The organism is Streptomyces sp. NPDC006294, from assembly GCF_042870895.1.
Classification (GTDB): domain Bacteria; phylum Actinomycetota; class Actinomycetes; order Streptomycetales; family Streptomycetaceae; genus Streptomyces.
Genome location: NZ_JBIAHV010000002.1, coordinates 483,148 through 506,669, shown reverse-complemented (window position 1 = coordinate 506,669; position 23,522 = coordinate 483,148). Strand labels below are relative to the sequence as shown.

24 protein-coding genes and 1 pseudogene are annotated in these 23,522 nt (G+C 71.7%); 19 read left to right on the top strand and 6 right to left on the bottom strand.

The genetic code is table 11. The features are described from left to right. Positions 1-20 precede the first annotated feature (20 nt). A complete protein-coding gene (locus ACFYOP_RS05320) occupies positions 21-752 on the bottom strand; it encodes a 3-oxoacyl-ACP reductase family protein (protein WP_356890288.1) in 732 nt (243 codons plus the stop codon). 174 nt (positions 753-926) lie between these two features. On the opposite strand from ACFYOP_RS05320, the gene ACFYOP_RS05315 reads away from it, so the two are divergent. The 7 genes and pseudogenes from ACFYOP_RS05315 (at position 927) to ACFYOP_RS05285 (ending at position 5,337) form a co-directional block, all read left to right on the top strand. Beyond that, positions 927-1,535 carry a dihydrofolate reductase family protein gene (locus ACFYOP_RS05315; RefSeq protein ID WP_356890290.1) on the top strand — a complete coding sequence of 203 codons (609 nt, stop codon included), beginning with the start codon at positions 927-929 and terminating at the stop codon, positions 1,533-1,535. 90 nt (positions 1,536-1,625) lie between these two features. Then, positions 1,626-2,552 carry a DMT family transporter gene (locus ACFYOP_RS05310; protein ID WP_356890292.1) on the top strand — a complete coding sequence of 309 codons (927 nt, stop codon included), beginning with the start codon at positions 1,626-1,628 and terminating at the stop codon, positions 2,550-2,552. 11 nt (positions 2,553-2,563) lie between these two features. Then, complete coding sequence (locus ACFYOP_RS05305; RefSeq protein WP_356890294.1) at positions 2,564-2,947, top strand: hypothetical protein; 384 nt, start codon at positions 2,564-2,566, stop codon at positions 2,945-2,947. A 165-nt stretch (positions 2,948-3,112) separates the two neighbouring features. Then, positions 3,113-3,295 (top strand): annotated as a pseudogene (locus ACFYOP_RS05300) (LuxR C-terminal-related transcriptional regulator); the annotation flags it as partial. A gap of 4 nt (positions 3,296-3,299) precedes the next feature. After that, positions 3,300-4,478, top strand: coding sequence for a cytochrome P450 (locus tag ACFYOP_RS05295; protein ID WP_356890296.1), 1,179 nt, complete (start codon positions 3,300-3,302; stop codon positions 4,476-4,478). Between the two features lie 207 nt (positions 4,479-4,685). Beyond that, positions 4,686-4,931 carry a hypothetical protein gene (locus tag ACFYOP_RS05290; protein WP_356890298.1) on the top strand — a complete coding sequence of 82 codons (246 nt, stop codon included), beginning with the start codon at positions 4,686-4,688 and terminating at the stop codon, positions 4,929-4,931. Beyond that, positions 4,918-5,337 carry a PaaI family thioesterase gene (locus tag ACFYOP_RS05285; RefSeq protein ID WP_356890300.1) on the top strand — a complete coding sequence of 140 codons (420 nt, stop codon included), beginning with the start codon at positions 4,918-4,920 and terminating at the stop codon, positions 5,335-5,337. The genes ACFYOP_RS05290 and ACFYOP_RS05285 overlap by 14 nt, the downstream gene beginning before the upstream one ends. A gap of 28 nt (positions 5,338-5,365) precedes the next feature. On the opposite strand, the gene ACFYOP_RS05280 is transcribed toward ACFYOP_RS05285, so the two are convergent. Further along, entirely contained in the window at positions 5,366-6,370 is a 1,005-nt protein-coding gene (locus ACFYOP_RS05280) for a Gfo/Idh/MocA family oxidoreductase (RefSeq protein WP_356890302.1), read from the bottom strand. A 156-nt stretch (positions 6,371-6,526) separates the two neighbouring features. Here ACFYOP_RS05280 and ACFYOP_RS05275 point away from each other — a divergent pair, with 156 nt between their 5' ends. The 7 genes from ACFYOP_RS05275 (at position 6,527) to ACFYOP_RS05245 (ending at position 13,317) form a co-directional block, all read left to right on the top strand. Then, positions 6,527-7,246 (top strand): GntR family transcriptional regulator, encoded by a 720-nt coding sequence (locus tag ACFYOP_RS05275; RefSeq protein ID WP_356891155.1) that lies wholly within the window; start codon positions 6,527-6,529, stop codon positions 7,244-7,246. Between the two features lie 112 nt (positions 7,247-7,358). Further along, on the top strand, positions 7,359-8,357 hold the full coding sequence (locus ACFYOP_RS05270) for a sugar ABC transporter substrate-binding protein (protein ID WP_356890304.1): 999 nt from the start codon (positions 7,359-7,361) through the stop codon (positions 8,355-8,357). 205 nt (positions 8,358-8,562) lie between these two features. Continuing rightward, entirely contained in the window at positions 8,563-9,576 is a 1,014-nt protein-coding gene (locus tag ACFYOP_RS05265; RefSeq protein ID WP_356890306.1) for a sugar ABC transporter substrate-binding protein, read from the top strand. Then, positions 9,573-10,634, top strand: coding sequence for an ABC transporter permease (locus tag ACFYOP_RS05260; protein ID WP_356890308.1), 1,062 nt, complete (start codon positions 9,573-9,575; stop codon positions 10,632-10,634). The genes ACFYOP_RS05265 and ACFYOP_RS05260 overlap by 4 nt, the downstream gene beginning before the upstream one ends. Further along, on the top strand, positions 10,634-11,461 hold the full coding sequence (locus ACFYOP_RS05255; protein ID WP_356890310.1) for an ATP-binding cassette domain-containing protein: 828 nt from the start codon (positions 10,634-10,636) through the stop codon (positions 11,459-11,461). The genes ACFYOP_RS05260 and ACFYOP_RS05255 overlap by 1 nt, the downstream gene beginning before the upstream one ends. Positions 11,462-11,578: 117 nt before the next feature. Further along, on the top strand, positions 11,579-12,745 hold the full coding sequence (locus ACFYOP_RS05250) for an ROK family glucokinase (protein WP_356890312.1): 1,167 nt from the start codon (positions 11,579-11,581) through the stop codon (positions 12,743-12,745). Then, entirely contained in the window at positions 12,742-13,317 is a 576-nt protein-coding gene (locus ACFYOP_RS05245) for a hypothetical protein (RefSeq protein ID WP_356890314.1), read from the top strand. Before ACFYOP_RS05250 ends, ACFYOP_RS05245 begins: the two co-directional genes overlap by 4 nt. 50 nt (positions 13,318-13,367) lie before the next feature. Here the strand turns inward: ACFYOP_RS05245 and ACFYOP_RS05240 are convergent, their stop codons facing one another. From ACFYOP_RS05240 to ACFYOP_RS05230, 3 genes are all read right to left on the bottom strand, one after another. Continuing rightward, positions 13,368-14,243: a geranyl diphosphate 2-C-methyltransferase gene (locus ACFYOP_RS05240; protein WP_356890316.1), complete on the bottom strand. Its 876-nt coding sequence runs from the start codon at positions 14,241-14,243 to the stop codon at positions 13,368-13,370. Positions 14,244-14,258: 15 nt separating this feature from the next. Continuing rightward, the gene (locus ACFYOP_RS05235; protein WP_356890318.1) at positions 14,259-15,614 is read right to left on the bottom strand and encodes a family 2 encapsulin nanocompartment cargo protein terpene cyclase; all 1,356 of its coding nucleotides are present in this window, start codon (positions 15,612-15,614) and stop codon (positions 14,259-14,261) included. 87 nt (positions 15,615-15,701) lie between these two features. Next, a complete protein-coding gene (locus ACFYOP_RS05230; RefSeq protein WP_356890320.1) occupies positions 15,702-17,129 on the bottom strand; it encodes a family 2B encapsulin nanocompartment shell protein in 1,428 nt (475 codons plus the stop codon). Positions 17,130-17,538: 409 nt separating this feature from the next. Here ACFYOP_RS05230 and pcaC point away from each other — a divergent pair, with 409 nt between their 5' ends. From pcaC to ACFYOP_RS05205, 5 genes are all read left to right on the top strand, one after another. Beyond that, the gene (pcaC, locus tag ACFYOP_RS05225; protein WP_356890322.1) at positions 17,539-18,816 is read left to right on the top strand and encodes a 4-carboxymuconolactone decarboxylase; all 1,278 of its coding nucleotides are present in this window, start codon (positions 17,539-17,541) and stop codon (positions 18,814-18,816) included. A 12-nt stretch (positions 18,817-18,828) separates the two neighbouring features. After that, on the top strand, positions 18,829-19,461 hold the full coding sequence (locus ACFYOP_RS05220) for an MBL fold metallo-hydrolase (protein ID WP_356890324.1): 633 nt from the start codon (positions 18,829-18,831) through the stop codon (positions 19,459-19,461). Positions 19,462-19,513: 52 nt separating this feature from the next. Further along, positions 19,514-20,293, top strand: a complete 780-nt coding sequence (locus ACFYOP_RS05215; RefSeq protein WP_356890326.1) for an exodeoxyribonuclease III — start codon at positions 19,514-19,516, stop codon at positions 20,291-20,293. Positions 20,294-20,351: 58 nt separating this feature from the next. Further along, the gene (locus tag ACFYOP_RS05210; protein WP_356890328.1) at positions 20,352-20,801 is read left to right on the top strand and encodes a DUF6278 family protein; all 450 of its coding nucleotides are present in this window, start codon (positions 20,352-20,354) and stop codon (positions 20,799-20,801) included. A gap of 185 nt (positions 20,802-20,986) precedes the next feature. Further along, positions 20,987-21,730 (top strand): amino acid ABC transporter ATP-binding protein, encoded by a 744-nt coding sequence (locus ACFYOP_RS05205; RefSeq protein ID WP_356890330.1) that lies wholly within the window; start codon positions 20,987-20,989, stop codon positions 21,728-21,730. A 107-nt stretch (positions 21,731-21,837) separates the two neighbouring features. Here the strand turns inward: ACFYOP_RS05205 and ACFYOP_RS05200 are convergent, their stop codons facing one another. Beyond that, complete coding sequence (locus ACFYOP_RS05200; RefSeq protein WP_356890332.1) at positions 21,838-23,445, bottom strand: CocE/NonD family hydrolase; 1,608 nt, start codon at positions 23,443-23,445, stop codon at positions 21,838-21,840. Positions 23,446-23,522: the final 77 nt, after the last annotated feature.

Here is a 23,522-nt window from a genome sequence, read left to right as displayed (position 1 = left end):
CGAAGGCCCGGGCGCGCGGCTCAGGCCGCGTGCCCGCCGTCCACGGAGAACCCCGCGCCCGTGATGTACGCCGCCTCGGCGCCCGCGAGATAGGCGACCATCGACGCGATCTCGTCCGCGGCGCCGAAGCGGCCGAGCGCCGTGTCCGCCTTCTGCGGCTCGGCGTACGGGCCGTCGGCCGGGTTCATGTCGGTGTCGACCGGTCCCGGGTGGACGATGTTCGCGGTGATGCCCCGCTCGCCCAACTCCCGCGCCAGCGCCTTCGTCAGACCGATCAGCGCCGACTTGCTCATCGCGTAGAGCGTGCCGCCGGGGCCGGGCACGCGCTGGGTCATGCAGGTGCCGATCGTCACGATCCGCGAGCCGCTCCCCATGCGGGCGGCGGCCGCCCGGGACGTGAGGTACACGCCCCGTACGTTCACGGCCAGCACCCGGTCCACATCGGCCGGCGTGATGCTCTCCAGCGGCCCGAGCAGGCCCACGCCCACGTTGTTGACGAGGACGTCGAGCCCGCCGAGGGCGTCCGCCGTGCGGTCCACCGCCCCGGCGGCCTCGGTCGCGTCAGCCGAGTCCGCGCGCAGCGCCACCGCGCGCCGGCCCGTCGCCTCGATCCGCCGGACGACGTCCTCCGCGGCGTCCTTCCCCGCCGCATAGGTGATCGCGACATCGGCGCCGTCGCGGGCCAGCCGCAGCGCGGTCGCCGCACCGATCCCCCGGCTGCCGCCGGTCACCAGTGCCACCTTGCCGTTCATCGAAGCCTCCAAGAGCCTAAGTGGTTGCGGCTTCAATCACATCGGGTTCGGCGGCCCCGTGCTGGCGGCGATCGGACATCGCGCTCGGCACGCCGATGAGTTCGTCGGCCCCGCGCGGTCAGAGCTGTGAGACTCATCGACACCCGTTGGAACCCTGCGACAGGCGGAAGAACCATGGCACAGCTCTCCCTCACCCAGTTCCTCACCCTCGACGGCGTCTACCAGGCCCCCGGCGGGCCGGAGGAGGACACCAGCGGCGGCTTCGAACACGGCGGCTGGTCCGTGCCGTACGGGGACGAGGACTTCGGCCGGTTCATGGACGAGGTCTTCGGCCGGGTCGGCGCCTTCCTCCTCGGCCGCCGCACCTACGAGATCTTCGCGGGCTACTGGCCCCGGCAGACCGACCCCGACAACCCCATCGCGTCCAAGCTCAACTCCCTGCCCAAGTACGTCGCCTCGACCACCCTGACGTCGGCCGACTGGCAGAACACCACCATCATCGGCCGCGACCTCGTCAAGGAGGTCACCGCGCTCAAGGACCGCACCGACGGGGAACTCCAGATGCACGGCAGCGGCAAGCTGGCCCAGACCCTGATGACGCACGACCTCGTCGACAAGCTCCACCTGGTGGTCTTCCCCGTCGTGCTCGGCACGGGGATGCGCCTCTTCCCGCAAGGCGCGAGGCCCACGGCGTTCCAGCACATCGAGGCGCGGACCACCGGCGCCGGCGCGGCGATCCACACCTACGAACTCGCCGGCCGCCCCCAGTACGGCAGCTACTGAGAAGACACCCGCGCGGACGCCCCGGTACGGTGATCGTCCCCGCGTGCGAGCCGCCGACGTCTCCACCCCTGCCGAACCCCAGGAGACCCGGTGTCGTCGATCACCGTACCCGCGGCCGCCCTCGCCCCGCGCCGTGCCTGGCTCACCGACCTGCCGGTGCTGCTCGTCGCCGTCGTCTGGGGCGCCAGCTATCTCGCGGCCAAGGGCATCACCACCACCCACACCGTCGTCGCCGTCCTCGTCCTGCGGTTCGCGCTCGTCCTGCCCGTCCTCGTCGTCGCCGGGCGGCGCCGGCTGCGGGCGCTGACCGCCGCCCAGTGGCGGGGCGCGGCGCTGCTCGGACTGATCCTGAGCGCCGTCTTCCTGCTCGAGACGTACGGCGTCGTCCGCACCTCCGCCACCAACGCCGGGCTCGTCATCAGCCTCACCATGATCCTCACGCCGCTCGCGGAGGCGGCGATGGTCCGGCGGCTGCCGCCCGCGTCCTTCCTCGCCGCGGCCGCCGTGTCGCTGGCCGGAGTGGTGCTGCTGACCCAGGGCGCGGGCTTCACCGCCCCGTCCGCGGGAGACCTGCTGATGCTGCTGGCGGCCGTGGTCCGCACCGTCCACGTGCTGGCGATGGCACGGAGCAAGGCGGTGCGCGGCGCCGACTCGCTCTCCCTGACGACCGTCCAACTGGGCGCGGCCGTCGCGGTGTTCGCCGTACTGGCCGCGCTGCCCGGCAGCGGGGCGTCGCCGTGGGCCGTGGCGGTCGGCTTCGGGCCGCGCGAATGGGCGGGGCTGGTGTTCCTGTCCGTGTTCTGCACCCTGTTCGCGTTCTTCGTACAGATGTGGGCGGTGCGGCGCACCTCGCCGTCCCGCGTCAGCCTGCTGCTCGGCACCGAGCCGCTGTGGGCCGCCACGGCCGGCATCGCCATCGGCGGCGAACACCTCGGCGCGATCGGCCTGGTGGGCGCGGCTCTCGTGCTCGTGGGGACGACCTGGGGCCGCCGCGCCGCCGACCGGGCCGACTGCTAGTTTCAACGGCCATGCGATCGCTCCAGTACGACATGGCCTTCCGCGCCCGCGCCAGGCGGACACAGACGTGGGGCTTCGCCCTGCTCTCCGCGGCGGCGATGCTGTGGGTCTGGTTCGGCGCCCTGCTGCTCCTTCCGTACACGGTCGAGCGCCCGTACAGCGACGAGCGGGAGTGCGAGTCGCGGCTGCTGACCGACCGGGGCACGGCCAACGAGGGCGGCGACGACACCTGCGCGTCCGAGCGTGACTGGCCCGAACTCCTCGCCGTCCTCGGGCTGTCGGTCCCGGTCGCCGTCGTCGGCACCGCGCTGTGGACCAGTGGCAGCGTCAGCCACCGCCTGAGCGAGCACGCCGCGGAGATCGCCCGCCTCTCCCAGGCGCGGGACACCGCCTAGACCTCGGCGGAAGCGGTCCGAGGCCACCATCGGCGCCCGCCGAGCACGGCCAGCACGATGCTCGCGTACAACTCGTGCCCGTCCAGGAAGGCGAGCCGGTCCACCACACCCCACAGCCTGAACCAGCCGGGTGCCGGTATTTCGTCACGAAAACCAAGTGGGCATGCGCTCGCCGTGGGTCGTGGCCGGTCCCACGCGGAGATCGCCGCCGCCCTCTACATGAGCGTGGCCACCGTGAAGGCGCACGTCTCGCGCATCCTGGCCAAACCGGACCTTAACAACCGTGTCCGGATCGCGCTGTTGACCCACGACGCCGGGCTGCTCGACGACGACCCCGACGTACGCTGAGATCATGACCATCGTCGATCTGGCGGCGTACGGGCCGGACTTCACCGCCGACCCGTATCCGTACTACGAGCGGCTGCGCGCCGCCGGCCCCGCGCACCGGGTGCGCGGGGCCGACGGCGCCGAGTTCTGGCTGATCGTCGGACACGAGGAGGCGCGCGCCGCGCTCGCCGACCCCCGGCTGTCCAAGTCGCCGGCCACCATGGGGCTGACGATGCTCGACGAGCAGATCGTCGGCCCCAACCTGCTGGTGATCGACCCGCCGGACCACACCCGGCTGCGCAAGCTGGTCAGCCGCGAGTTCACCCCGCGCCGCGCCGAGGCGCTGCGGCCCCGCGTCCAGCGGATCACGGACGACCTCCTGGACGAGATGGCGCCGGCCGGCCGGGCCGACCTCGTCGACGCGCTGGCCTTCCCGCTCCCGATCGTCGTCATCTGCGAACTCCTCGGAGTCCCCACGGCCGACCGCGCCGCCTTCCGCACCTGGTCCAACGAGGTCGTCGCCCCGACCTCCCCGGAGAAGGAGGAGGACGCCGTCCGGCAGCTGGGCGCCTACCTCGACGCGCTCATCGAGGACAAGCGCTGCGCGGGCCCGGCGGACGATCTGCTCTCCGCCCTCATCCGCACCAGGGCCGAGGACGGCGACCGCCTCTCCCTCGCCGAACTGCGCGCCCTCGCCTACCTCCTGCTCATCGCGGGCCACGAGACGACCGTCAACCTGATCTCCAACGGCGTACGCGCCCTGCTCGCCCACCCCGATCAACTCGCCGCCCTGCGCGCCGACTTCTCCCTCCTCGACGGCGCGATAGAGGAGATGCTGCGCTACGACGGCCCCGTCGAGACCGCGACGCTCCGCTACAGCGCCGCGCCCGTACCCGTCGGGGACCAGATCATCCCGGCGGGCGAAAGGGTGCTGATCGGTCTGGCGGCCGCCGACCGCGACCCCGCCCGCTACCCGGAACCCGACCGCTTCGACATCCGCCGGGACACCCGCGGCCATCTCGCCTTCGGGCATGGCATCCACTTCTGCCTCGGCGCGCCGCTGGCCCGGCTGGAGGCCCGCATCGCCGTCCGCTCCCTCCTGGAACGCTGCCCGGACCTCGCCCTGGACGCCCCGGCCGACACGTACGCATGGCTGCCGGGCCTCCTGATGCGCGGTGTCCGCCGGCTGCCGGTGCGCTGGTAGGGCCGGCCGTGGCCGAGCGGGCACGCTATGCGGTGGTCGGGGACGGGGCCTGGCAGCAGCACCACTGCCGCCGGGGCGGGCCGCGCCCGGCTCCCGGCGCGGCGGAGGGGCCCCAGGCGTTCGGCCGGTTCCTCGCCGGTCAGGAGCGGGTGGGGCCCGGGAACCGGACGGACGACATCTCGTGCGAGGCCGCGGCGGTCGTCGACCATGAGCGACGCGTCCTGCTGGGAGTGGACCTGCTGGTACGACGCCTACGAGCGGCAGCAGCAGGCGAGCGCCGGGGCGCTCGCCCTCGCCGCACCCGACGCGGCCGCCGGAGTCCGGGCCTGGACCGAACAGCTCGACGAACTCAGGGCGGCCGACGGCCCGGAGAGCGAGGCGCGAGCCGCCCTCCGTGCCGTACTCGACGCCCTCGGACCCACTCCCAGGGATGGCGTACATGACCGGACGTGAACTGGACACCGCCCGCAAGGTCCTCGACAGCCAGCCGTTCAGCAGACTGCTGGGCGCGCGGATCACCGCCTTCGGGGACGGCGAGGCGGTCCTCGAGGTGGACATCCGCGAGGAACTGCACCAGCAGAACGGGTATCTCCACGGTGGTGTCCTCGCGTACGCCGCCGACAACTCGATCACCTTCGCCGCCGGAACCACCCTCGGACCGGCCGTGCTGACCGGCGGCTTCTCCGTGCAGTACGTGCGGCCCGCCACCGGGCGCACACTGGTCGCCCGCGCCGCCGTCGTGCACACCGGGCGGCGGCAGGCCGTCGTCCGCTGCGACCTGTTCACCGTCGGCGCCGGCGGTGACGAGACGCTCTGCGCCGTCGCGCAGGGCACCGTACTGTCCGCCGGGCCGGCGTGACCGCCGGCCCGGTCAGGCGCCCGCCGCGTCAGTCCGCCGGGATCTCCTCCAGCCGGACCGGCCGGTGCTCCCGGCGGGAGAGCTCACAGGCCTCCGCGACCCGCAGCGCCGTCAGCGCCTCCCGGCCGTCGCACGGGTTCTCCGCCTCGCCCGCCACCAGCCGGACGAACGCGTCCAGCTCCGCCTCGTACGCCGGGGCGAAACGCTCCAGGAAGCCCGGCCACGGCTTGTCGACGGGCGGCAGGCCGTGCGGCTCGGTCGAGCTGATCGGCGTACGGTCGTCCAGGCCGACGGCGACCTGGTCGAGCTCGCCGGCCAGCTCCATCCGCACGTCGTAGCCCGCCCCGTTGCAGCGGGTGGCGGTCGCCGTGGCCAGCGTCCCGTCGTCCAGGGTGAGCAGCGCGGCGGCCGTGTCGACGTCGCCCACCTCGCGGAACATGGGGTGGCCCGCGTCCGAGCCGGTCGCGTACACCTCGGTGATCTCCCGGCCGGTCACCCAGCGCAGGATGTCGAAGTCGTGGACCAGGCAGTCCCGGTACAGCCCGCCCGACAGCGGCAGATAGTCGGCCGGCGGCGGCGCCGGGTCGGAGGTGATGGCCCGCACCGTGTGCAGCCGGCCGAGCCGGCCGGAGCGCACCAGCTCACGGGCCGCGGTGTAGCCGGCGTCGAAGCGCCGCATGAAGCCGAGCTGCAGCTCGGTGCCCGCCTGCTCGACCTCGCGCAGCGCGGCCAGGGTGCCCGGCAGGTCCAGGGCGATCGGCTTCTCGCAGAACGTGGGGAGCCCGGCGCGGGCCGCGCGGGCGATCAGCTCGGCGTGCGCGGAGGTCGCCGAGGCGATCACCACCGCGTCCACGCCCCAGGTGAAGACCTCGTGGGCACTGGGGGCGGCGGTGGCCCCGCAGCGGTCCGCCACCTTGGTGGCCCGGGCCGCGTCGGTGTCCGCCACGACCAGTGAACCCACCTCACGATGGCGGCTGAGCACGCCCGCGTGAAAGCTGCCGATACGGCCCGTACCGATGAGTCCGATGCGCATGGCCCAAAGGTGGAGGCGAGGCCGCCACGATGTCAAGACTTTGTCCTGACAACCGAACCTCACGACTTCCCGTCAACATGGCGTGCGACTACGCTCCCCCACGTGCCCAAGCAGCCCAGACACGAGACGGAACCGTCCCTGTCGCTCCAGCTGAGCGTGGACCGGACCAGTCCGGTTCCGCTCTATTTCCAGCTCTCGCAACAGCTGGAATCGGCCATCGAGAGGGGGGTCCTCACCCCGGGCAGCCTGCTCGGCAACGAGATAGAACTCGCGGGCCGGCTCGGCCTGTCCCGGCCGACCGTCCGCCAGGCCATCCAGTCCCTGGTCGACAAGGGGCTGCTGGTGCGCCGCCGCGGGGTGGGCACCCAGGTGGTGCACAGCCAGGTCCGCCGCCCGCTGGAGCTCAGCAGCCTCTACGACGACCTGGAGGCGGCCGGCCAGCGGCCCGCGACGGTCGTGCTCACCAACGAGATCGAGCCGGCGAGCGCAGAGGTCGCGGCCGCGCTCGGCGTACCGGAGGGCAGCGACGTCCGGCGGATCGAGCGGCTGCGCTACGCCCACGGCGAGCCGATGGCCCGGCTGCGCAACCATCTGCCGGCCGGCCTGCTGGACTGCGGCACCGAGCGGCTGGAGGCCACCGGCCTGTACCGGATGATGCGCGCCGCCGGCATCACCCTGCACAGCGCCCGCCAGTCGGTGGGCGCCCGCGCCGCGACGGCCGAGGAGGGCGAGCTGCTGGGCGAGCCGGCCGGCGCGCCGCTGCTGACGATGGAACGCGCCACCTTCGACGACACCGGCCGGGCGGTCGAATTCGGCTCGCACGTGTACCGGGCGTCGCGCTACGCCTTCGAGTTCCAGCTCCTCGTCCGGCCGTAGCGCCCGGGTCGCGGGTAAGAATGTTCGGACAAAGTCTTGACGGGGTCGCGGGGCGGCCGTAGAAACTCACCCAGCCGCAACCGGGCGGCCGGGAGAGAAGGCGGACCCCACCATGCGTACCACCCGCACGGCAGCAGCCCTGCTCGCCGCATGTGCCCTGGCCGTCGTCGCCGGATGCAGCAGCTCCGGCGGCAAGGGCGCCGACGAGAAGCCGGCCGGGGACGGCGCCGGCGGCGAAGCCGCGAAGACGCCCCGGATGAAGATCGCCATGGTGACGCACTCGGGCCAGGGCGACACCTTCTGGGACATCGTCCAGTCCGGCGCCAAGGTCGCCGCCCGCAAGGACAACGTCGACTTCCTCTACGCGGCGCACCCGGAGGGCAAGGAGCAGGCGCAGCTCATCCAGACGTACATCGACCAGAAGGTCGACGGGATCATCGTCACCCTCGCCAAGCCGGAAGCGGTCAGCGCGGTGGTGAAGAAGGCCGTCGCGGCCGGTATCCCCGTCGTCACCATCAACTCCGGGGCCGAGTTCTCCAAGGGGCTCGGCGCGCTCGGCCACATCGGCCAGGACGAGTCGGTGGCCGGTGAGGCCGTCGGCGAGGAGCTCGGCGAACAGGGGAAGAAGAAGGCGCTCTGCGTCATCCACGAGCAGGGCAACGTGTCCCTCGAGGCCCGCTGCGCCGGTGTGAAGAAGACCTTCGGCGGCACGGTGGAGAACCTCAACGTCGAGGGCACCAACATGCCGGCCACGACTTCCTCCATCGAGGCGAAGCTGCAGAGCGCCAAGGACATCGACGCCGTCGTCACCCTGGGCGCGCCGTTCGCCGCCGCGTCGGTGAAGGCCAGGCAGGGCGCCGGCTCGACGGCGGAGATCAGCACGTTCGACCTCAACGCGGAGGTGGTGAAGCGGCTGAAGGCCAAGGAGATCACCTTCGCCGTCGACCAGCAGCCGTATCTCCAGGGTTACCTCGCCGTCGACGAGCTGTGGCTCAACAAGGTCAACGGCAATGTGATCGGCGGCGGCAAGCCGGTCCTCACCGGCCCGGCGCTGGTCACCGAGAAGGACGTCCCGGCGCTCGAGAAGCTCACGGCTGCCGGTACGCGGTGAACGCGCGACAGTACGCGGGGGAGGCGCGAACGCCCGCGCCCGCCGGGCTCCGCACGCCCCCCGCCGCCGTCCGTCCGCCGCTGCCGCCCCCGCCGCACACCCCGCGACCAGCGATGACCGATACTTGGGCGGCGGCCGGCCGGGTCCGACCCGGAGCCGGCCGCGGCAGGCGGCACAGCGAGTACGGCAAGAAGGGCACCACACCGTGGCAAGGGCAAGGACAGGGGTACGTGCGCTGGGCGCGGTGCTGGCGGCGGTGCTCGGAGTCTCCCTCGTGGGATGCAGCAGCTCCGGCGGCAAGCGCGCGGAGGACGCCCGCAAGGCACAGGCGGCGGCCGGGAAGGCCGCGGTGAACACCCCCCGCTGGACCTTCGCCATGGTCACGCACTCGGGCGACGGCGACACGTTCTGGGACATCGTGCAGTCCGGCGCCAAGCAGGCCGCGGCCAAGGACAACATCAACTTCCTCTACGCCCACAGCGACGAGGGACAGCAGCAGGCGCAGCTCGTCGACTCGTACATCTCCAAGAAGGTCGACGGTCTGATCGTCACCCTCGCCAAGCCCGACGCCATGAAGGCCGTCGTCGCCAAGGCCCGCAAGGCCGGCATTCCCGTGATCACGGTGAACTCCGGCTCCGAGCAGTCCAAGGCGTACGGCGCGCTCACCCACATCGGCCAGGACGAGACCGTCGCCGGCGAGGCGGTCGGCGACGAACTCGACGCCCGCGGCAGGAAGAAGGCCCTGTGCGTCCTGCACGAGCAGGGCAACGTCGGCCACGAGCAGCGCTGCGCCGGCGCCGGGAAGACCTTCGACGGCACGCTGCAGAACCTGTACGTCGACGGCACCAACATGCCCGACGTCCAGGCGTCCATCGAGGCGAAACTGCAGACCGACCGGTCCATCGACTCGGTCGTCACCCTCGGCGCGCCCTTCGCCGACGCGGCCGTGCGGGCCAAGGAGAGCGCCGGATCCACGGCCGAGATCGACACCTTCGACCTCAACGCGAAGGTGGCGGACGCACTGCGGCAGGGCTCGCTCGGATTCGCCGTCGACCAGCAGCCGTATCTCCAGGGCTACCAGGCCGTCGACCTGCTGTGGCTGTACCGGTACAACGCCGACGTGCTCGGCGGCGGCCGCCCGGTCCTGACCGGACCGCAGATCATCACCGAGAAGGACGCCGCCGAGCTTCAGGAATACACGGAGCGGGGGACCCGATGAGCCAGGCCGCACCAACAGCGACACCCGACAGGACACCGCAGAAGCAGGACGAGCGGCTGCTCGGCACCTCGCCGCTGCGCAAGCTGATGGGCCGGCCGGAGCTGGGCTCGGTCGTCGGCGCGGTGGCCGTCTTCATCTTCTTCTCGATCGTCGCGGACGCCTTCCTCCAGGCGTCCAGCCTCGCCACCGTCCTGTACGCGGCGTCGACGCTCGGCATCATGGCCGTGCCCGTCGCCCTGCTGATGATCGGCGGCGAGTTCGACCTCTCCGCCGGTGTCATGGTGACCAGCTCCGCGCTGATCTCCTCGATGCTCAGCTACCAGATGACTGCCAACGTCTGGGTCGGCGCGCTCGTCTCGCTGGTGCTCACGCTCGGGCTCGGCGCCTTCAACGGTTTCGTGCTGACCCGCACCAGACTCCCCAGCTTCATCATCACGCTCGGCACGTTCCTCATGCTGACGGGCCTCAACCTCGGTCTGACCAAGCTGATCAGCGGCACGGTCTCCACCAGGGCGATCGGCGACATGGAGGGCTTCGGGTCGGCGGCGAGCGTCTTCGGCGAATTCACCGTCGGCGACACCACCGTCAAGGCGACCATCGTGTGGTGGTTCGCGCTGATCGCGCTCGCCACCTGGATCCTGCTGCGGACCCGCTTCGGCAACTGGATCTTCGCGGTGGGCGGCGGCGCCGACGCGGCCCGCGCGGTGGGCGTCCCCGTCAAGCGGACCAAGATCCTGCTCTACATGGGCGTCGCCTTCGCCGCCTGGGTCTCCGGACAGCATCTGCTCTTCTCGTTCGACGTGGTGCAGTCCGGCGAAGGCGTCGGCAACGAGCTGACGTACATCATCGCGGCGGTCATCGGCGGCTGTCTGATCACCGGCGGTTACGGCTCGGCGATCGGCTCCGCGGTCGGCGCGCTGATCTTCGGCATGACCAGCAAGGGCATCGTCTACGCGGAGTGGAACCCGGACTGGTTCAAGTTCTTCCTCGGAGCGATGCTCCTCCTGGCCACCCTGCTCAACGCATGGGTACGCAAGCGTGCGGAGGCGACCACCTGATGAGTGCCCTTGTCGAGCTCGACGACGTCAGCAAGTACTACGGCAACATCCGGGCCCTCGAAGGCGTCTCACTGGAGTGCCGCACCGGTGAGATCACCTGTGTCCTCGGGGACAACGGCGCGGGCAAGTCCACCCTGATCAAGATCATCGCGGGGCTGCACCGCCACGACGCCGGCGTGCTGCGCATCGAGGGCGAGGAGACCTCGCTCGCCAGCCCGCGCGAGGCGCTGGACCGCGGCATCGCCACGGTCTACCAGGACCTCGCCGTCGTACCGCTGATGCCGGTGTGGCGGAACTTCTTCCTCGGCTCCGAGCCGACCAGGGGCAGCGGGCCCTTCAAGCGCCTCGACGTCGAGACGATGCGCGAGACCACCCGCGCCGAGCTGCTGCGGATGGGCATCGACCTGCGCGACGTCGACCAGCCCATCGGGACGCTGTCCGGCGGCGAGCGGCAGTGCGTGGCGATCGCGCGCGCCGTCTACTTCGGCGCCAAGGTCCTCGTGCTGGACGAGCCGACCGCCGCGCTGGGCGTCAAGCAGTCCGGCGTCGTCCTGAAGTACGTGGCCGCCGCCCGTGACGCCGGCCTCGGAGTGGTTCTCATCACCCACAACCCGCACCACGCCTATCTCGTCGGCGACCGTTTCGTGCTGCTCAAGCGCGGCGTCATGGCGGCGAGCCACACCAGGCGGACCGTCACACTCGACGAACTCACCCGGCAGATGGCTGGCGGCAGCGAGCTGGAGGACCTGCGCCACGAGCTGGAGCGCGCCCCCGAGCCGACCCACCTCGGCGGCCACCCGGCCGGCGGCGACCGGGCCGGCGGCTGACGCGCGGTTCGGGGGAGCGGCCGCCCGCCTACTAGCATCGAGGGGGCGGCCCCCCACCCGCCCCGGACCCCACCCCGCCGAGGAGCCGGACCGGCCATCACGACCCGCAGGGACGACTTGAGCACGTACCGCGACTTCACGAACCGAGGCGCCGCCCGCGCCACCGTCCTCAAAACGGTCGGCACCCGGGAGCGGCGCTCGCACCTCACCGCGCCGCGCGTCCCCACGGTCGGCATCGACATCGGCGGCACGAAGGTGATGGCGGGCGTCGTCGACGCCGACGGGATCATCCTGGAGAAGATCCGCACCGAGACCCCCGACAAGTCCAAGAGCCCCAAGGTCGTCGAGGACACCATCTGCGAGCTGGTCCTCGACCTCTCCGACCGCCACGACGTGCACGCCGTCGGCATCGGCGCGGCCGGCTGGGTCGACGCGGACCGCTCCACGGTCCTCTTCGCCCCCCACCTCGCCTGGCGCAACGAGCCCCTGCGCGACGCGCTCACCGCCCGCCTCGCCGTCCCCGTCCTGGTCGACAACGACGCCAACACCGCCGCCTGGGCGGAGTGGCGCTTCGGCGCGGGACGCGGCGAGGACCACATCGTGATGATCACGCTCGGCACCGGGATCGGCGGCGCGATCCTCGAGGACGGCCAGGTCAAGCGCGGCAAGTTCGGCGTCGCCGGCGAATTCGGCCATATGCAGGTCGTGCCGGGCGGCCATCGCTGCCCCTGCGGCAACCGCGGCTGCTGGGAGCAGTACAGCTCGGGCAACGCCCTGGTCCGCGAGGCCCGCGAACTGGCCGCCGCCGACTCCCCGGTCGCGTACAGCATCATCGACCGGGTCGGCGGCAACGTCGCCGACATCACCGGGCCGCTGATCACCGAGCTGGCCCGCGAGGGCGACGCGATGTGCGTCGAGCTGTTCCAGGACATCGGGCAGTGGCTCGGCGTCGGCATCGCCAACCTCGCCGCCGCCCTCGACCCGTCCTGCTTCGTCATCGGCGGCGGCGTCAGCGCCGCCGACGACCTGCTGATCGGCCCGGCCAGGGACGCGTTCCGCCGCCATCTGACCGGCCGGGGCTACCGTCCCGAGGCGCGGATCGTCAAGGCCCAGCTCGGTCCCGAAGCCGGTATGGTCGGCGCGGCCGACCTCGCCCGGCTGGTGGCGCGCCGCTTCCGCCGCACCAACCGCCGCCGCGTCGAACGCCATGAGCGCTACGAGCGCTACGCGCAGGCCCTGCGCAGTCCGAGCTCCGCACGCCTCACCCAGGACCCTCCCTCATGACAACGCTGACCACCCGCCGGCCGACACCGCAGACCCCGCCCCCCGAGGGCCGGCGCCATATGATCGTGCGCCGCTGGATCACCGCGATCGTCATCGTGCTGCTCATCGGCATCCCCGCCGGCTATCTGGTGATCTCCGCCGAGCAGAGCCGCGCGAGCGGCCGAGACAAGGCGGCGGAGTCCGCCGCGGACGGCCTGCGCGACTTCTGGCCCTCCCTGATGAAGCGCCGCATCTTCGAGGTGCCGATCCCCGAAGGCTCCACACGGGTCGCCTACTACGAGACCAGTAACTGGAAGACCAGCCGGCTGTACGTCCAGTTCCGCACCTCGGGCAAGGGCCTCGACGCCTTCCTGAAGGGGGTCGGCACGAGCCGCGCCGCCCTGGAGCCGGGCCGGGTCACCATCGGCGACCGCGACGCCGGCGTGGTCGGCTGGAACTTCGGCCTCGAGGGCCGCGCCTGGGCAGGCACCGTGCACACCCAGCAGGACCCCCGCCCGAGCCAGGACATCACGGTCGACCTGACCGACCCGGACCGGCCCTGGGTCTACGTCGTCTCGACGGCCAACCCGTAGGCCCGCTGAGCCGGCGGTCGTTGAACCGCCGGACCAGCGGTACGGCGGGGTCAGACGCGGTCGGCCGCGATCAGGACGTACTGGAAGGAGCCGTCCTCGTACGACTTGATGAACGCCTCCTCGATCCCGGTGACCAGGGAGGACGTGGCCCGCAGCTTCCAGTAGGGCAGCGTGTCGGGGGTGAGGTCGACGACGGCCTGCGGTACGAGGCGGTTGTCGGCCATGGCGCGCAGGTACTCGCGGCGGGAGTGGATGTTGCACTCGAAGTGGGCGTTGATCTGGGAGACCCACTTCGACGGCTGGCCGTAACGAGGGTTCCAGCAGCCGGTGATCGTCACGTACCGGCCGCCGACCTTGAGGAAGCGGGAGTGCTCGGCGAGCAGGTCGTGCAGGTCGACGTACATGGTCGACTCGTTGTTCCACGAGGCGGTGATGCTGCCGTTCTCGAACGGCGTGTCGAGCATGTTGCAGACGTGCGCGCGGACATGGTCCTGGATGCGGAGGTCCCGCGCGCGCCCGTTGCCGAAGTCGGCCTGTGACGAGGAGAGGGTGACGCCCTCCACCTTGCAGCCGAAGCGCTGGTGGGCCATGACCATGGACCCGCCGCGCCCGCAGCCGGCGTCGACGAGTGTGTCGTCGGCCCCGATGGGTCCGAGGTGGTCCAGGAGGACGTCGGTCTGGGCCGACTCGAGGCGGTGCAGCTCGGCGATCAGCCGCTTCTCGTACGCGCTGTCCTCGGGGTCGCCGAGCGCGTCGTGGTCGACGGCGCCGACGCCGTAGTGGTGGTGGTAGAGCCCGTCCACGTCACCGAGGCGCAGGTTCACCGGCCTGGCCTCGCTGTTCCAGTAACGGGCGATGTCCCGCTGGTAGGGCGTGGCCGGGGCCGGGATCATCGGGGTGGCGGTGGGGTTCAGTTCGGTGGTCACAGAGATGTCCATTCCTTACCAGAAGTCGGGCAGGCTGTATCGGTAGGTGTTGGTCCGGTGCCAGTAGTGGTTGCCGTCGACCCACGCGGCCACGCCCTTGAGGAAGCGCAGCACGGCGGGCAGGGGGCAGTCGGCGGCCAGGCCGGCCGCGGCGGCCTCGAAGGCGTGCATGAGCTCGTTGTGGACCTCGACCGCCTTCAGGTACGCGTCCCGCTCGGAAAGCTCCTCGCGCTCCGCGATCACGACCGGGAGATTCAGATGCCGGCCGGGGCTGTCGAGCTCCTTGGTGTAGGAGTAGAGGTCGTTGACGATGGTGGTCGCGTTCCCGGCGAGTGCGATGACCCGTTGCATCTCCGGCCGGGCGTGCAGGTCCGCCGGCAGCTCGTAGCCGCCCACGGTGTCGGTGATGGTGGGGCAGGGACGGAAGTTGTTGAACTGGCGCATGGCCAGGTACTCCCACACCTCCGGGACGTGATCGGTCTCGGCCCAGGCGGCCTCGGCCAGGTACCCCAGGTGCAGCCGGGCCATGTCGTGCCGGTAGCGGTCGGCCTGCGAGGGCGTCGCCGCCCGTACGAAGTGGTCCATCGCGCTGCGGTACGCGCGCCGCGGGGCGTCCGTGCCGAGGGACTCCGCCCACGCCGGCTCGTACTCCGCGGTCGTGTGCAGCCGGTCGAGTGCGGTGTGCGCGAGGAGGAGACGGCCGCCGAGACCGACGGGTGAGCCTCCGTGGTCCTCGCAGTAGCAGTCGTCGACGGCGTTCTCCGCGACCATCAGCCGGGTGGCGAGCATCAGATGGTCGACCGTGGGGGCGTCCGGGTGGCAGGCGACCATGTAGCGGCCGACGGAGAAGCCGTCGAACTCGCCCTCCCAGTCCTCGGGGTAGAGCTGGACCTCGTCCTCGGCCCAGCGCTTGATGCGGCGGCTGACCTCCTCCACCCGTACGGGGTCGGGCTCCGGCACGGGGTGGTGGTAGAGGCCCGGCACGGCCCGGCCCTCGGCGGGCGGCGCGGGCTCCGGGAGCACCGGATCCGGGCGGCGGGCCAGGGAGAGCGAGGCCGTGCCCAGGCCGCCCGGTCCGCGCAGGACCCGCTGGAGGGCGGAGTCCGCGGCGGGCACGGCCGGCACGGCCGGAACGGCGGAGGCGGCCGCCCGGACGGAAGGGGCCGCCGGGACGATCGGCGGATGCGGCGCGGCCGGCGGGCCGGGAGCCGCCGGCGCGGGCCCGTCGGGCACCGTCGCCGCCGGTAACCGCGCGGACTTCGGGACGGGTGCCGTGGAGCGGGTGGCGGCCCCGGAGGGAACGGGGACACCGGCGCGGGCCGCGGCGGTGGGCGGCCTCGACTGCTGAGGGAAGGGTCCAGGGTCGGGCATTCCGTAGCTCCTTGCTGCGGTGGGTGGGGCCGTTCCGGATCCGCGCCGGGTCCGCCGTGCGGGACGGATCCGGGCCGGCCGGGGCCGTCAGCAGGTTCCCTCATCCCGCCCGCGGGCGATCTGCACGTTCTCCATCACGCCGAGCGCGTCGGGTACGAGCACCGCGGCGGAGTAGTACGTGGTGACGAGGTAGGAGAGGATCGCCTGCTCGCTGATGCCCATGTAACGCACGGAGAGCCCCGGTTCGTACTCCTCCGGCAGCCCGGTCTGGCGCAGGCCGATGACGCCCTGGTTCTCCTCGCCGGTGCGCATCGCGATGATGGAGCTGGTCTGCTCCTTGCTGATCGGGATCTTGTTGCAGGGCAGGATCGGGACACCGCGCCAGGCGGGGACGGACTGCCCGCCCAGATCGACGTGGTCAGGGTAGAGACCGCACGCGTTGAACCCGCGGCCGATCGCGGCGATCGTCCTCGGGTGGGCGAGGAAGAGCTTGGTGCCGCGGCGGCGGCAGAGCAGCTCGTCCATGTCGTCCGGGGTCGGCGCCCCGGAGTGGGGCTGGATCCGCTGCTTGAAGTCGGCGTTGTGCAGCAGGCCGAACTCGCGGTTGTTGACGAGCTCGTGCTCCTGGCGTTCGCGCAGCGCCTCGACGGTGAGCCGGAGCTGCTCCTCCGTCTGGTTCATCGGGCCGTTGTAGAGGTCGGCGACCCGGGTGTGGACCTTCAGGACGGTCTGCGCGACGGAGAGTTCGTACTCGCGCGGCTTCAGCTCGTAGTCCACGAAGGCGCCGGGCAGTTCGGCCTCGCCGACGTGGCCCGCGGACATGGCGATCTCGGCCTCGCCGTGCTTGTTCTGCCGCTGCCGTGCGAGCGAGCTGAACTCCTCGATGTGGGTCTGGAGGCTGGGCGCGGCGGCCTGTACGGCGGCGAAGTCGGCACGGGAGAGCGTGAGGAGCGTGCCGGAGGTTTCGGCGGTGGCCGTGCAGTCGTACCGGGCGTCGGCGTCCAGGAGGGCGTTCTCCCCGAAGCGGTCGCCGTCCGCGAGCACCGCGATGGCGATCTCCCCGCCGTACTTGCCGTCGGAGGTCTGGCGGACGCGGCCATGGGCGATCATGTGGATCCGGTCGGCCGGGGCGCCGCGCTCGACGAGGACCTCGCCCGCCGTGAAGTCGCGCTGCGTGCAGCGGCCGGCGAGGGCGGTGAGCGCGTCGAGGTCCTCGAAGCCGCGCAGCAGGGACAACTCGCCGAGTTCGCGGGGGATCACCCGGACCGCGGCGCCCTCCTGGACGAACTCGATGCGCCCGTCGCCGACGGTGTGGCGCAGCCGGCGGTTGACCCGGTAGGCGCCGCCCTTGGTCTCGACCCAGGGGAGCATGCGCAGCAGCCAGCGGGAGGTGATCTCCTGCATCTGCGGGGCGGACTTGGTGGTGGTGGCGAGGTTGCGGGCAGCGGCGGTGCCCAGGGACTGCTGGGGCGGCACCGGTGCGGTCTGGACTTCCGGGCTGCTGTCGATGGTCATCGAGGGGGGTTCTCCTTCGCGACAGGCGGCGGCCGGCGCACACGGGTGCGCCGAATGGCGGACGGGGAGGAACGGTGTGGTCACGGGCCCGTGCAGGTCCCGGAGGACCGTAACGACCGGTCGGGCCGCAACGCCCGGAGAACCCGGACTCATTACCTCGAAGCAGTGATCAACATTGGAATGCGGTTTATCTGTTCAATCAGCGACATTGCGCCACTTCGCTGGAACGCGACGGGTGGTTCGGGCCCATCGCCGTCCACGCACGGGAATCGGCCAACTCGCCGCCGGGCGCGCTTCCCTGCCGGGCTCCCCGCGCAACTACGGCCCCGCAGGCGTCGCGAGAGCGACGGGAGCCACCGGGTTCCACCCGGCAACGTGGTACCCCGTGGGACATGAGAGGGTCTGGGGCGTGAGTGAGACGCCACCGAACACCCTGCAATACCGCGTTGACGGGCCGGAAGACGCCCCTGTCCTGATCCTGGGTCCCTCACTGGGCACCACATGGCACATGTGGGACCGGCAGATCGCGGAGCTCTCCGGGCGGTGGCGGGTCGTCCGGTACGACCTGCCCGGCCACGGCGGCGCACCGGCGCACCCCGCCACCTCTGTCGGCGAGCTCGCCGAGCGGCTGCTGGCCACCCTCGACCAGCTGGGCGTGCAGCGGTTCGGTTACGCGGGCTGTTCGATCGGCGGCGCGGTCGGCATCGAGCTCGCGCTGCGCCATCCGCACCGCTTGGCGACTCTGGCCCTCGTCGCCGCCTCCCCGCGGTTCGGCACCGCCGACGAGTTCCGTCAGCGCGGCGTCGTCGTACGCACCAACGGGCTGGACCCGATGGCCCACAGCGCACCCGAGCGCTGGTTCACCGCGGCCTTCGCCGCCGCGCAGCCCGCCATCGTCGAGTGGGCCGTCCAGATGGTCCGCACCACCGACCCGGGCTGCTACATCGCCGCCTGCGAGGCACTCGCCGCCTTCGACGCCCGCGCGGAGCTCGCCCGGATCGGCGCCCCGACGCTCGTCGTGGTCGGGTCCGAGGACCAGGTGACCGGACCGGCGGAGGCCCGCACGCTGGTCGCCGGGATACCGGACGCCCGGCTGGCGCTGGTGCCCGGCGCCTCCCATCTGGCCCCGGTCGAGCAGCCCGCAGCCGTCACGGACCTGCTCGCCCACCACTTCGCCACCGCCTGGCACGACACCCTCGCCGCCGTCCCCGTACCGGCCGCGCCCGCCACCTCCGCGCCCGTCGCACCGGTCGCCGAGATCGCCCCGCCCGCGCCCGAGCAGCCGCACGCCACGGGGGCCGGCCGGCCCGACCCGTACCAGGCCGGGATGAAGGTGCGCCGGGAGGTGCTCGGCGACGCGCACGTGGACGCGCTCATGGCCGACGGCGACGACTTCACCGGTGACTTCCAGGAGCTGATCACCCGCTACGCCTGGGGCGAGGTGTGGACCCGCGACGGCCTGGACCGGCGCACCCGCAGCTGTGTGACGCTGGCCGCGCTGGTCGCGGGCGGACACCTGGAGGAGCTGGCCGTCCACACCCGCGCCGCGCTGCGCAACGGACTGACGCCGGTGGAGATCCGGGAGGTCCTGATCCACACCGCCGTGTACTGCGGCGTCCCCGCGGCGAACGCGGCCTTCAGAGTGGCGCAGGGCGTGATACAGCAGGAGACGACGCCCCGGGCGTAGCAGGATGGTGGCATGAGGCTCACCAAGAAGACCCATGCCTGCGTCCAGCTCGAGAAGGACGGGCGGCGTCTGGTGGTCGACCCCGGCGGCTTCAGCGAACGGGACGCCGCCCTGGGGGCCGACGTCGTACTCGTCACGCACGAGCACCCCGACCACTTCGACGAGGACAGACTGCGCGCGGCGCTGGAGGCGAACCCCGGCGCCGCGCTGTGGACGCTGCGCAGCGTCGCGCGGCAGCTCTCGGCCGCCTTCCCCGGGCGCGTCCACACCGTGGGTCACGGCGACACGTTCACGGCGGCCGGCTTCGAGGTCCAGGTGCACGGCGAGCTGCACGCGGTGATCCACCCGGACATCCCGCGGATCACCAACGTCGGGTATCTGGTGGACGGCGCCGTCTTCCACCCCGGCGACGCGCTCACCGTGCCCGGCCACGAGGTGGACACGCTGCTGCTGCCGGTGCACGCCCCATGGAACAAGATCTCCGAGGTGATCGACTACGTCCGCGAGGTGCGGCCGCGCCGCGCCGTCGACGTCCACGACGCCCTGCTGACCGGGCTGGCCCGGCCGATCTACGACCGGCAGATCGGCGAGCTCGGCGGCGCCGACCACGGCCGGCTGGCCCCCGGCGAGTCGCTCGACGTCTGAGGCCGCGGCGGGCCGGCGGTGACTGTCGTACCCCGCCGTTAGGCTTTGACCCATGCGTATCGCCACGTGGAACGTCAACTCGATCACCGCCCGGCTGCCCCGGCTGCTGGCCTGGCTGGAGAGCAGCGGCACCGATGTGCTGTGCCTCCAGGAAACCAAGTGCACCGAGGAGCAGTTCCCCGCCGCGGAGCTGCGTGAGCTCGGCTACGAGTCCGCGGTCCACGCCGACGGCCGGTGGAACGGGGTGGCGCTCGTCTCCAAGGTGGGCCTCGAGGACGTCGTCCGCGGCCTGCCCGGCGGCCCGGAGTACGGAGGACTGCAGGAGCCGAGGGCGATCTCGGCGACCTGCGGCCCGGTCCGCCTCTGGTCGGTCTATGTGCCCAACGGCCGCGAAGTCGCCCACGACCACTACGACTACAAGCTGCGCTGGCTGGCGGCCCTGTCCGTCGCGGTGACCGAGGACGCGGCGGCCGGACGGCCGTTCGCCGTGCTCGGCGACTTCAACATCGCGCCGAGCGACGACGACGTGTGGGATCCGTCCTTCTTCGAGGGCATGACGCATGTGACCCCCGCCGAGCGGGCCGCCCTGGAGACGCTGCGCGAGCGGGGCCTGGCCGACGTGGTGCCGCGTCCGCTGAAGTACGAGCACCCCTTCACGTACTGGGACTACCGCCAGCTGTGCTTCCCCAAGAACCGCGGCATGCGCATCGACCTGGTGTACGGCAACGAGCCCTTCGCCAAGGCGGTCAAGGACAGCTATGTCGACCGGGAGGAGCGCAAGGGCAAGGGCGCCTCCGACCACGCACCGGTCGTCGTCGACCTGGACACCTGAGGTTCACCGGCGCGCGTCCTGTGGTGCACCCGGGTGTCCGGATGGGAGTCTTTGCGGTATGAACATCCCTTTCTTGGACCATTGGCTGGGGCGCCACGGCGAACGGGACAAGGGCACAGAGGCGGCTGCCGCCGTGCACGACCCCGAGCGCGCGGCGGCCATCACCGAGCTGCTGTCCGAGTGCGAGCTGCTGCGCGCCAGAGCGGCCCAGGCCGGACTGGAACTGGACGATTCCCCGAGCTCGTTGACCGCGCTGGACCAGCTCCCGCCGCGCTGGCGCGACGACCCGGAGGAGCTGCCCTGGCTGGGCAACGACGCGGGCCTCTATCTCGGCACGGTGATCGTGCGCACCGTTCCCGGCGCGGCCTGGCACATCTGGCCGGGCGGCCACCCGGTCGTGCGGCTGGCGTCCGGGCGGGAGATCAGTGTGGTGGAGGCGGGCGTGGAGTGGGCGTTCAACGGGGCGCCGGAGCTCTCCCAGGTCTACGGCGAGGCGGCAGAGGCATAAGGGCGTCGCGGGCCCTGGGCCGCCCCGTGGGCCAAGGCGCGAGCGGCCGCGCCCGACGCCGCTCGACCGGCTTCCGTATTAGTACGGCTTATGCCGACTTCATGCGTGTCGGCTGCGAAGCCCTTTGGCGGGCTGGTTAGTTTGCGCTGACCGCGACACACATCGACGAGTGGGCAGGGCAGCGTATGGCCGTCGATCCGTTGATCGAGCTGCGTGAGGTGAACAAGCACTTCGGGCAGTTACACGTTCTTCAGGACATCAACCTCACCGTCGGCCGCGGGGAGGTGGTGGTGGTCATCGGACCCTCCGGCTCGGGGAAGTCGACGCTGTGCCGGGCCATGAACCGACTCGAGACCATCGAGTCCGGCCGTATCACGATCGACGGGCAGCCTCTCCCGGCGGAGGGCAAGGCCCTGGCGAAGCTCCGCGCCGACGTCGGCATGGTCTTCCAGTCCTTCAATCTCTTCGCGCACAAGACCGTCCTGGCGAACGTCTCGCTGGGCCCCGTGAAGGTCCGGGGCATCAAGAAGGAGGACGCAGAGCGACGCTCCCGCGAACTGCTCGACCGGGTCGGACTGGCCGACCAGGCCGCGAAGTTCCCCGCCCAGCTCTCCGGAGGCCAGCAGCAGCGCGTGGCCATCGCCCGCGCCCTGGCCATGGACCCCAAGGTCATGCTCTTCGACGAGCCGACCTCCGCCCTCGACCCGGAGATGATCAACGAGGTGCTGGAGGTGATGCAGCAGCTCGCGGCCGAGGGCATGACGATGGTCGTCGTCACCCACGAGATGGGTTTCGCCCGCTCCGCTGCCAACCGTGTCGTCTTCATGTCCGACGGCCGCATCCTCGAGGACCGCCGGCCGGACGACTTCTTCACCGACCCGCGGACCGACCGGGCCAAGGACTTCCTCTCCAAGATTCTCAAGCACTGACCCCCGGCGGTCCCGGCGCCCGGCGGGGCGCACGGGACAGCCCAGTGGATCATGGAGCACCACCCACTCCCCGTGCGAGCACGGGGCCGGCCGGCAGCAGCCGGTGATCACTCCTGGCGCAGCGGGACCGACAGATACGAAGGGTCGGCCGCCGGCGAGGAGAAGGTCAGCTGCGCGCCGCTCGGGTTGTGCTCGATGTAGAGCGGGTCGACGGTGTCGACGACCACGGCGAGACGGTGGCCGGCCGGTACGTCGTAGGCGGTGGAGAACAACTCCAGGTCCACGGCGAACGGCCGGCCGGGCGCCTTGCCGTGGAAGGTGTACGGCGCATGGGAGACCAGCTTGCCGAGGCCGAGCGGGCCCACGTCGTAGAGGTATGCGACGAGGGTGCCGCTCTCCTTGGTGCTGGTGACCGTGGTGTGCAGCTCGGCCGTCCCGCGGACCTGCTGCCCGGCCTCGTAGCGCTCCGACTGCCATACGGCGGCGAACGAGCGCGGCAGCAGCGGGATCGACGCCGTCGGGGGGAGCTTCGCGAACTGGTCGAGCAGGCTGGACAGGAAGATGGTCCCGCCGTTCGCCCCCGAATCGACGTTGGCCCAGATCCTCTTGGCGCCGCCCAGCTCGATCCTCCGCCGGTCGGCGCCCACCGACTTCCAGTCCGGGTACGTCTCGTACGCGCCGGTGGAGCGGGTCTTGATCCGTACCGGCTGCTCGCGGTCCACGCCGTTGCCGACGCCCTTCAGATGGTGGTCGAGCCACCGCTGGGCGCTGTTCCAGGTGTCGTTGGGCAGGCCGAGCAGGCCGGTGCCCTCGGCGGTGGCGTGGTCGCCGGGGCGGAACTCGAGCCGCTTGGGGACGTCGAGCCGCTCGTAGAAGTCGGCGTACTGGTTGGGCGGGAAGAGGGAGTCCCCCCAGGCGTTGCCGAGCATGATCGCGGCGCCGTTGGCGTTGATCTCGTCGAGATACGCGGCGGGGGAGCGCTTGCGTCCCCACTCGATCATCTGCTGCTCCCTGGCCAGGTTCGAGGTCAGGAAGTCGGACATGATCTGCTGGAGTTCGGCGCTGGGGCGGCCGGTGAGGTAGCCGGCGCCGCTGAGCATCGCGGCGGCCTGCAGATGCTGGGTGCGGCCGCTGTAGATGGAGTCGATGAGATCGGCCCAGCCGCTGAGCGCGACGACGGCCTTGATCCGCTTGTCCTTCGCGGCGGCCAGCAGGCTGATGCCGGCCCCGTAGGACACGCCCGCCATGCCCACCCGGGCGGGATCGGCGGGGGTGTTGGCCAGTGCCCAGTCGATCACTCTGGAGGCGTCGGCGATGTCGGGCGGGCCCGCGGTCTCGATCTCGCCGCCCGACTGCCAGAAGCCGCGGGAGTTGTAACTCACCACCACATACCCGGAGGCGGCGAGCTTCTCGGCCTGTGCGAGGTACTCGATCTGCGGCATCGCCCAGCTGGTGGGCAGCACGACGACGGGGTACGTCCCGCCGTCGGCCGCGTCCGCCGGGGTGACGACGTTGGCTTTCAGCACCGTGCCGCCGTGGCCCTCGATGTCGACGAACCGGACGTCGGGGGAGGCGGTGTTGGCGCCCGTCTCCTGCTGGACCGGGGCCGGGGCGGCCGGCAGCGCCGCGGGAGCGGCGGTGGCGGAACCGGCGAGCAGCGCTGCCGTGACAGTGCCGATGGCGGTGGTGCGCAGAACCTTGCGGGGAAGTCCCACGGGTCACTCCTGACTCATCCGTCCCTATGAAGTGACCCGACGGTAAGGGTGAAGTGCTACTTGAGGTAACTCCCCGG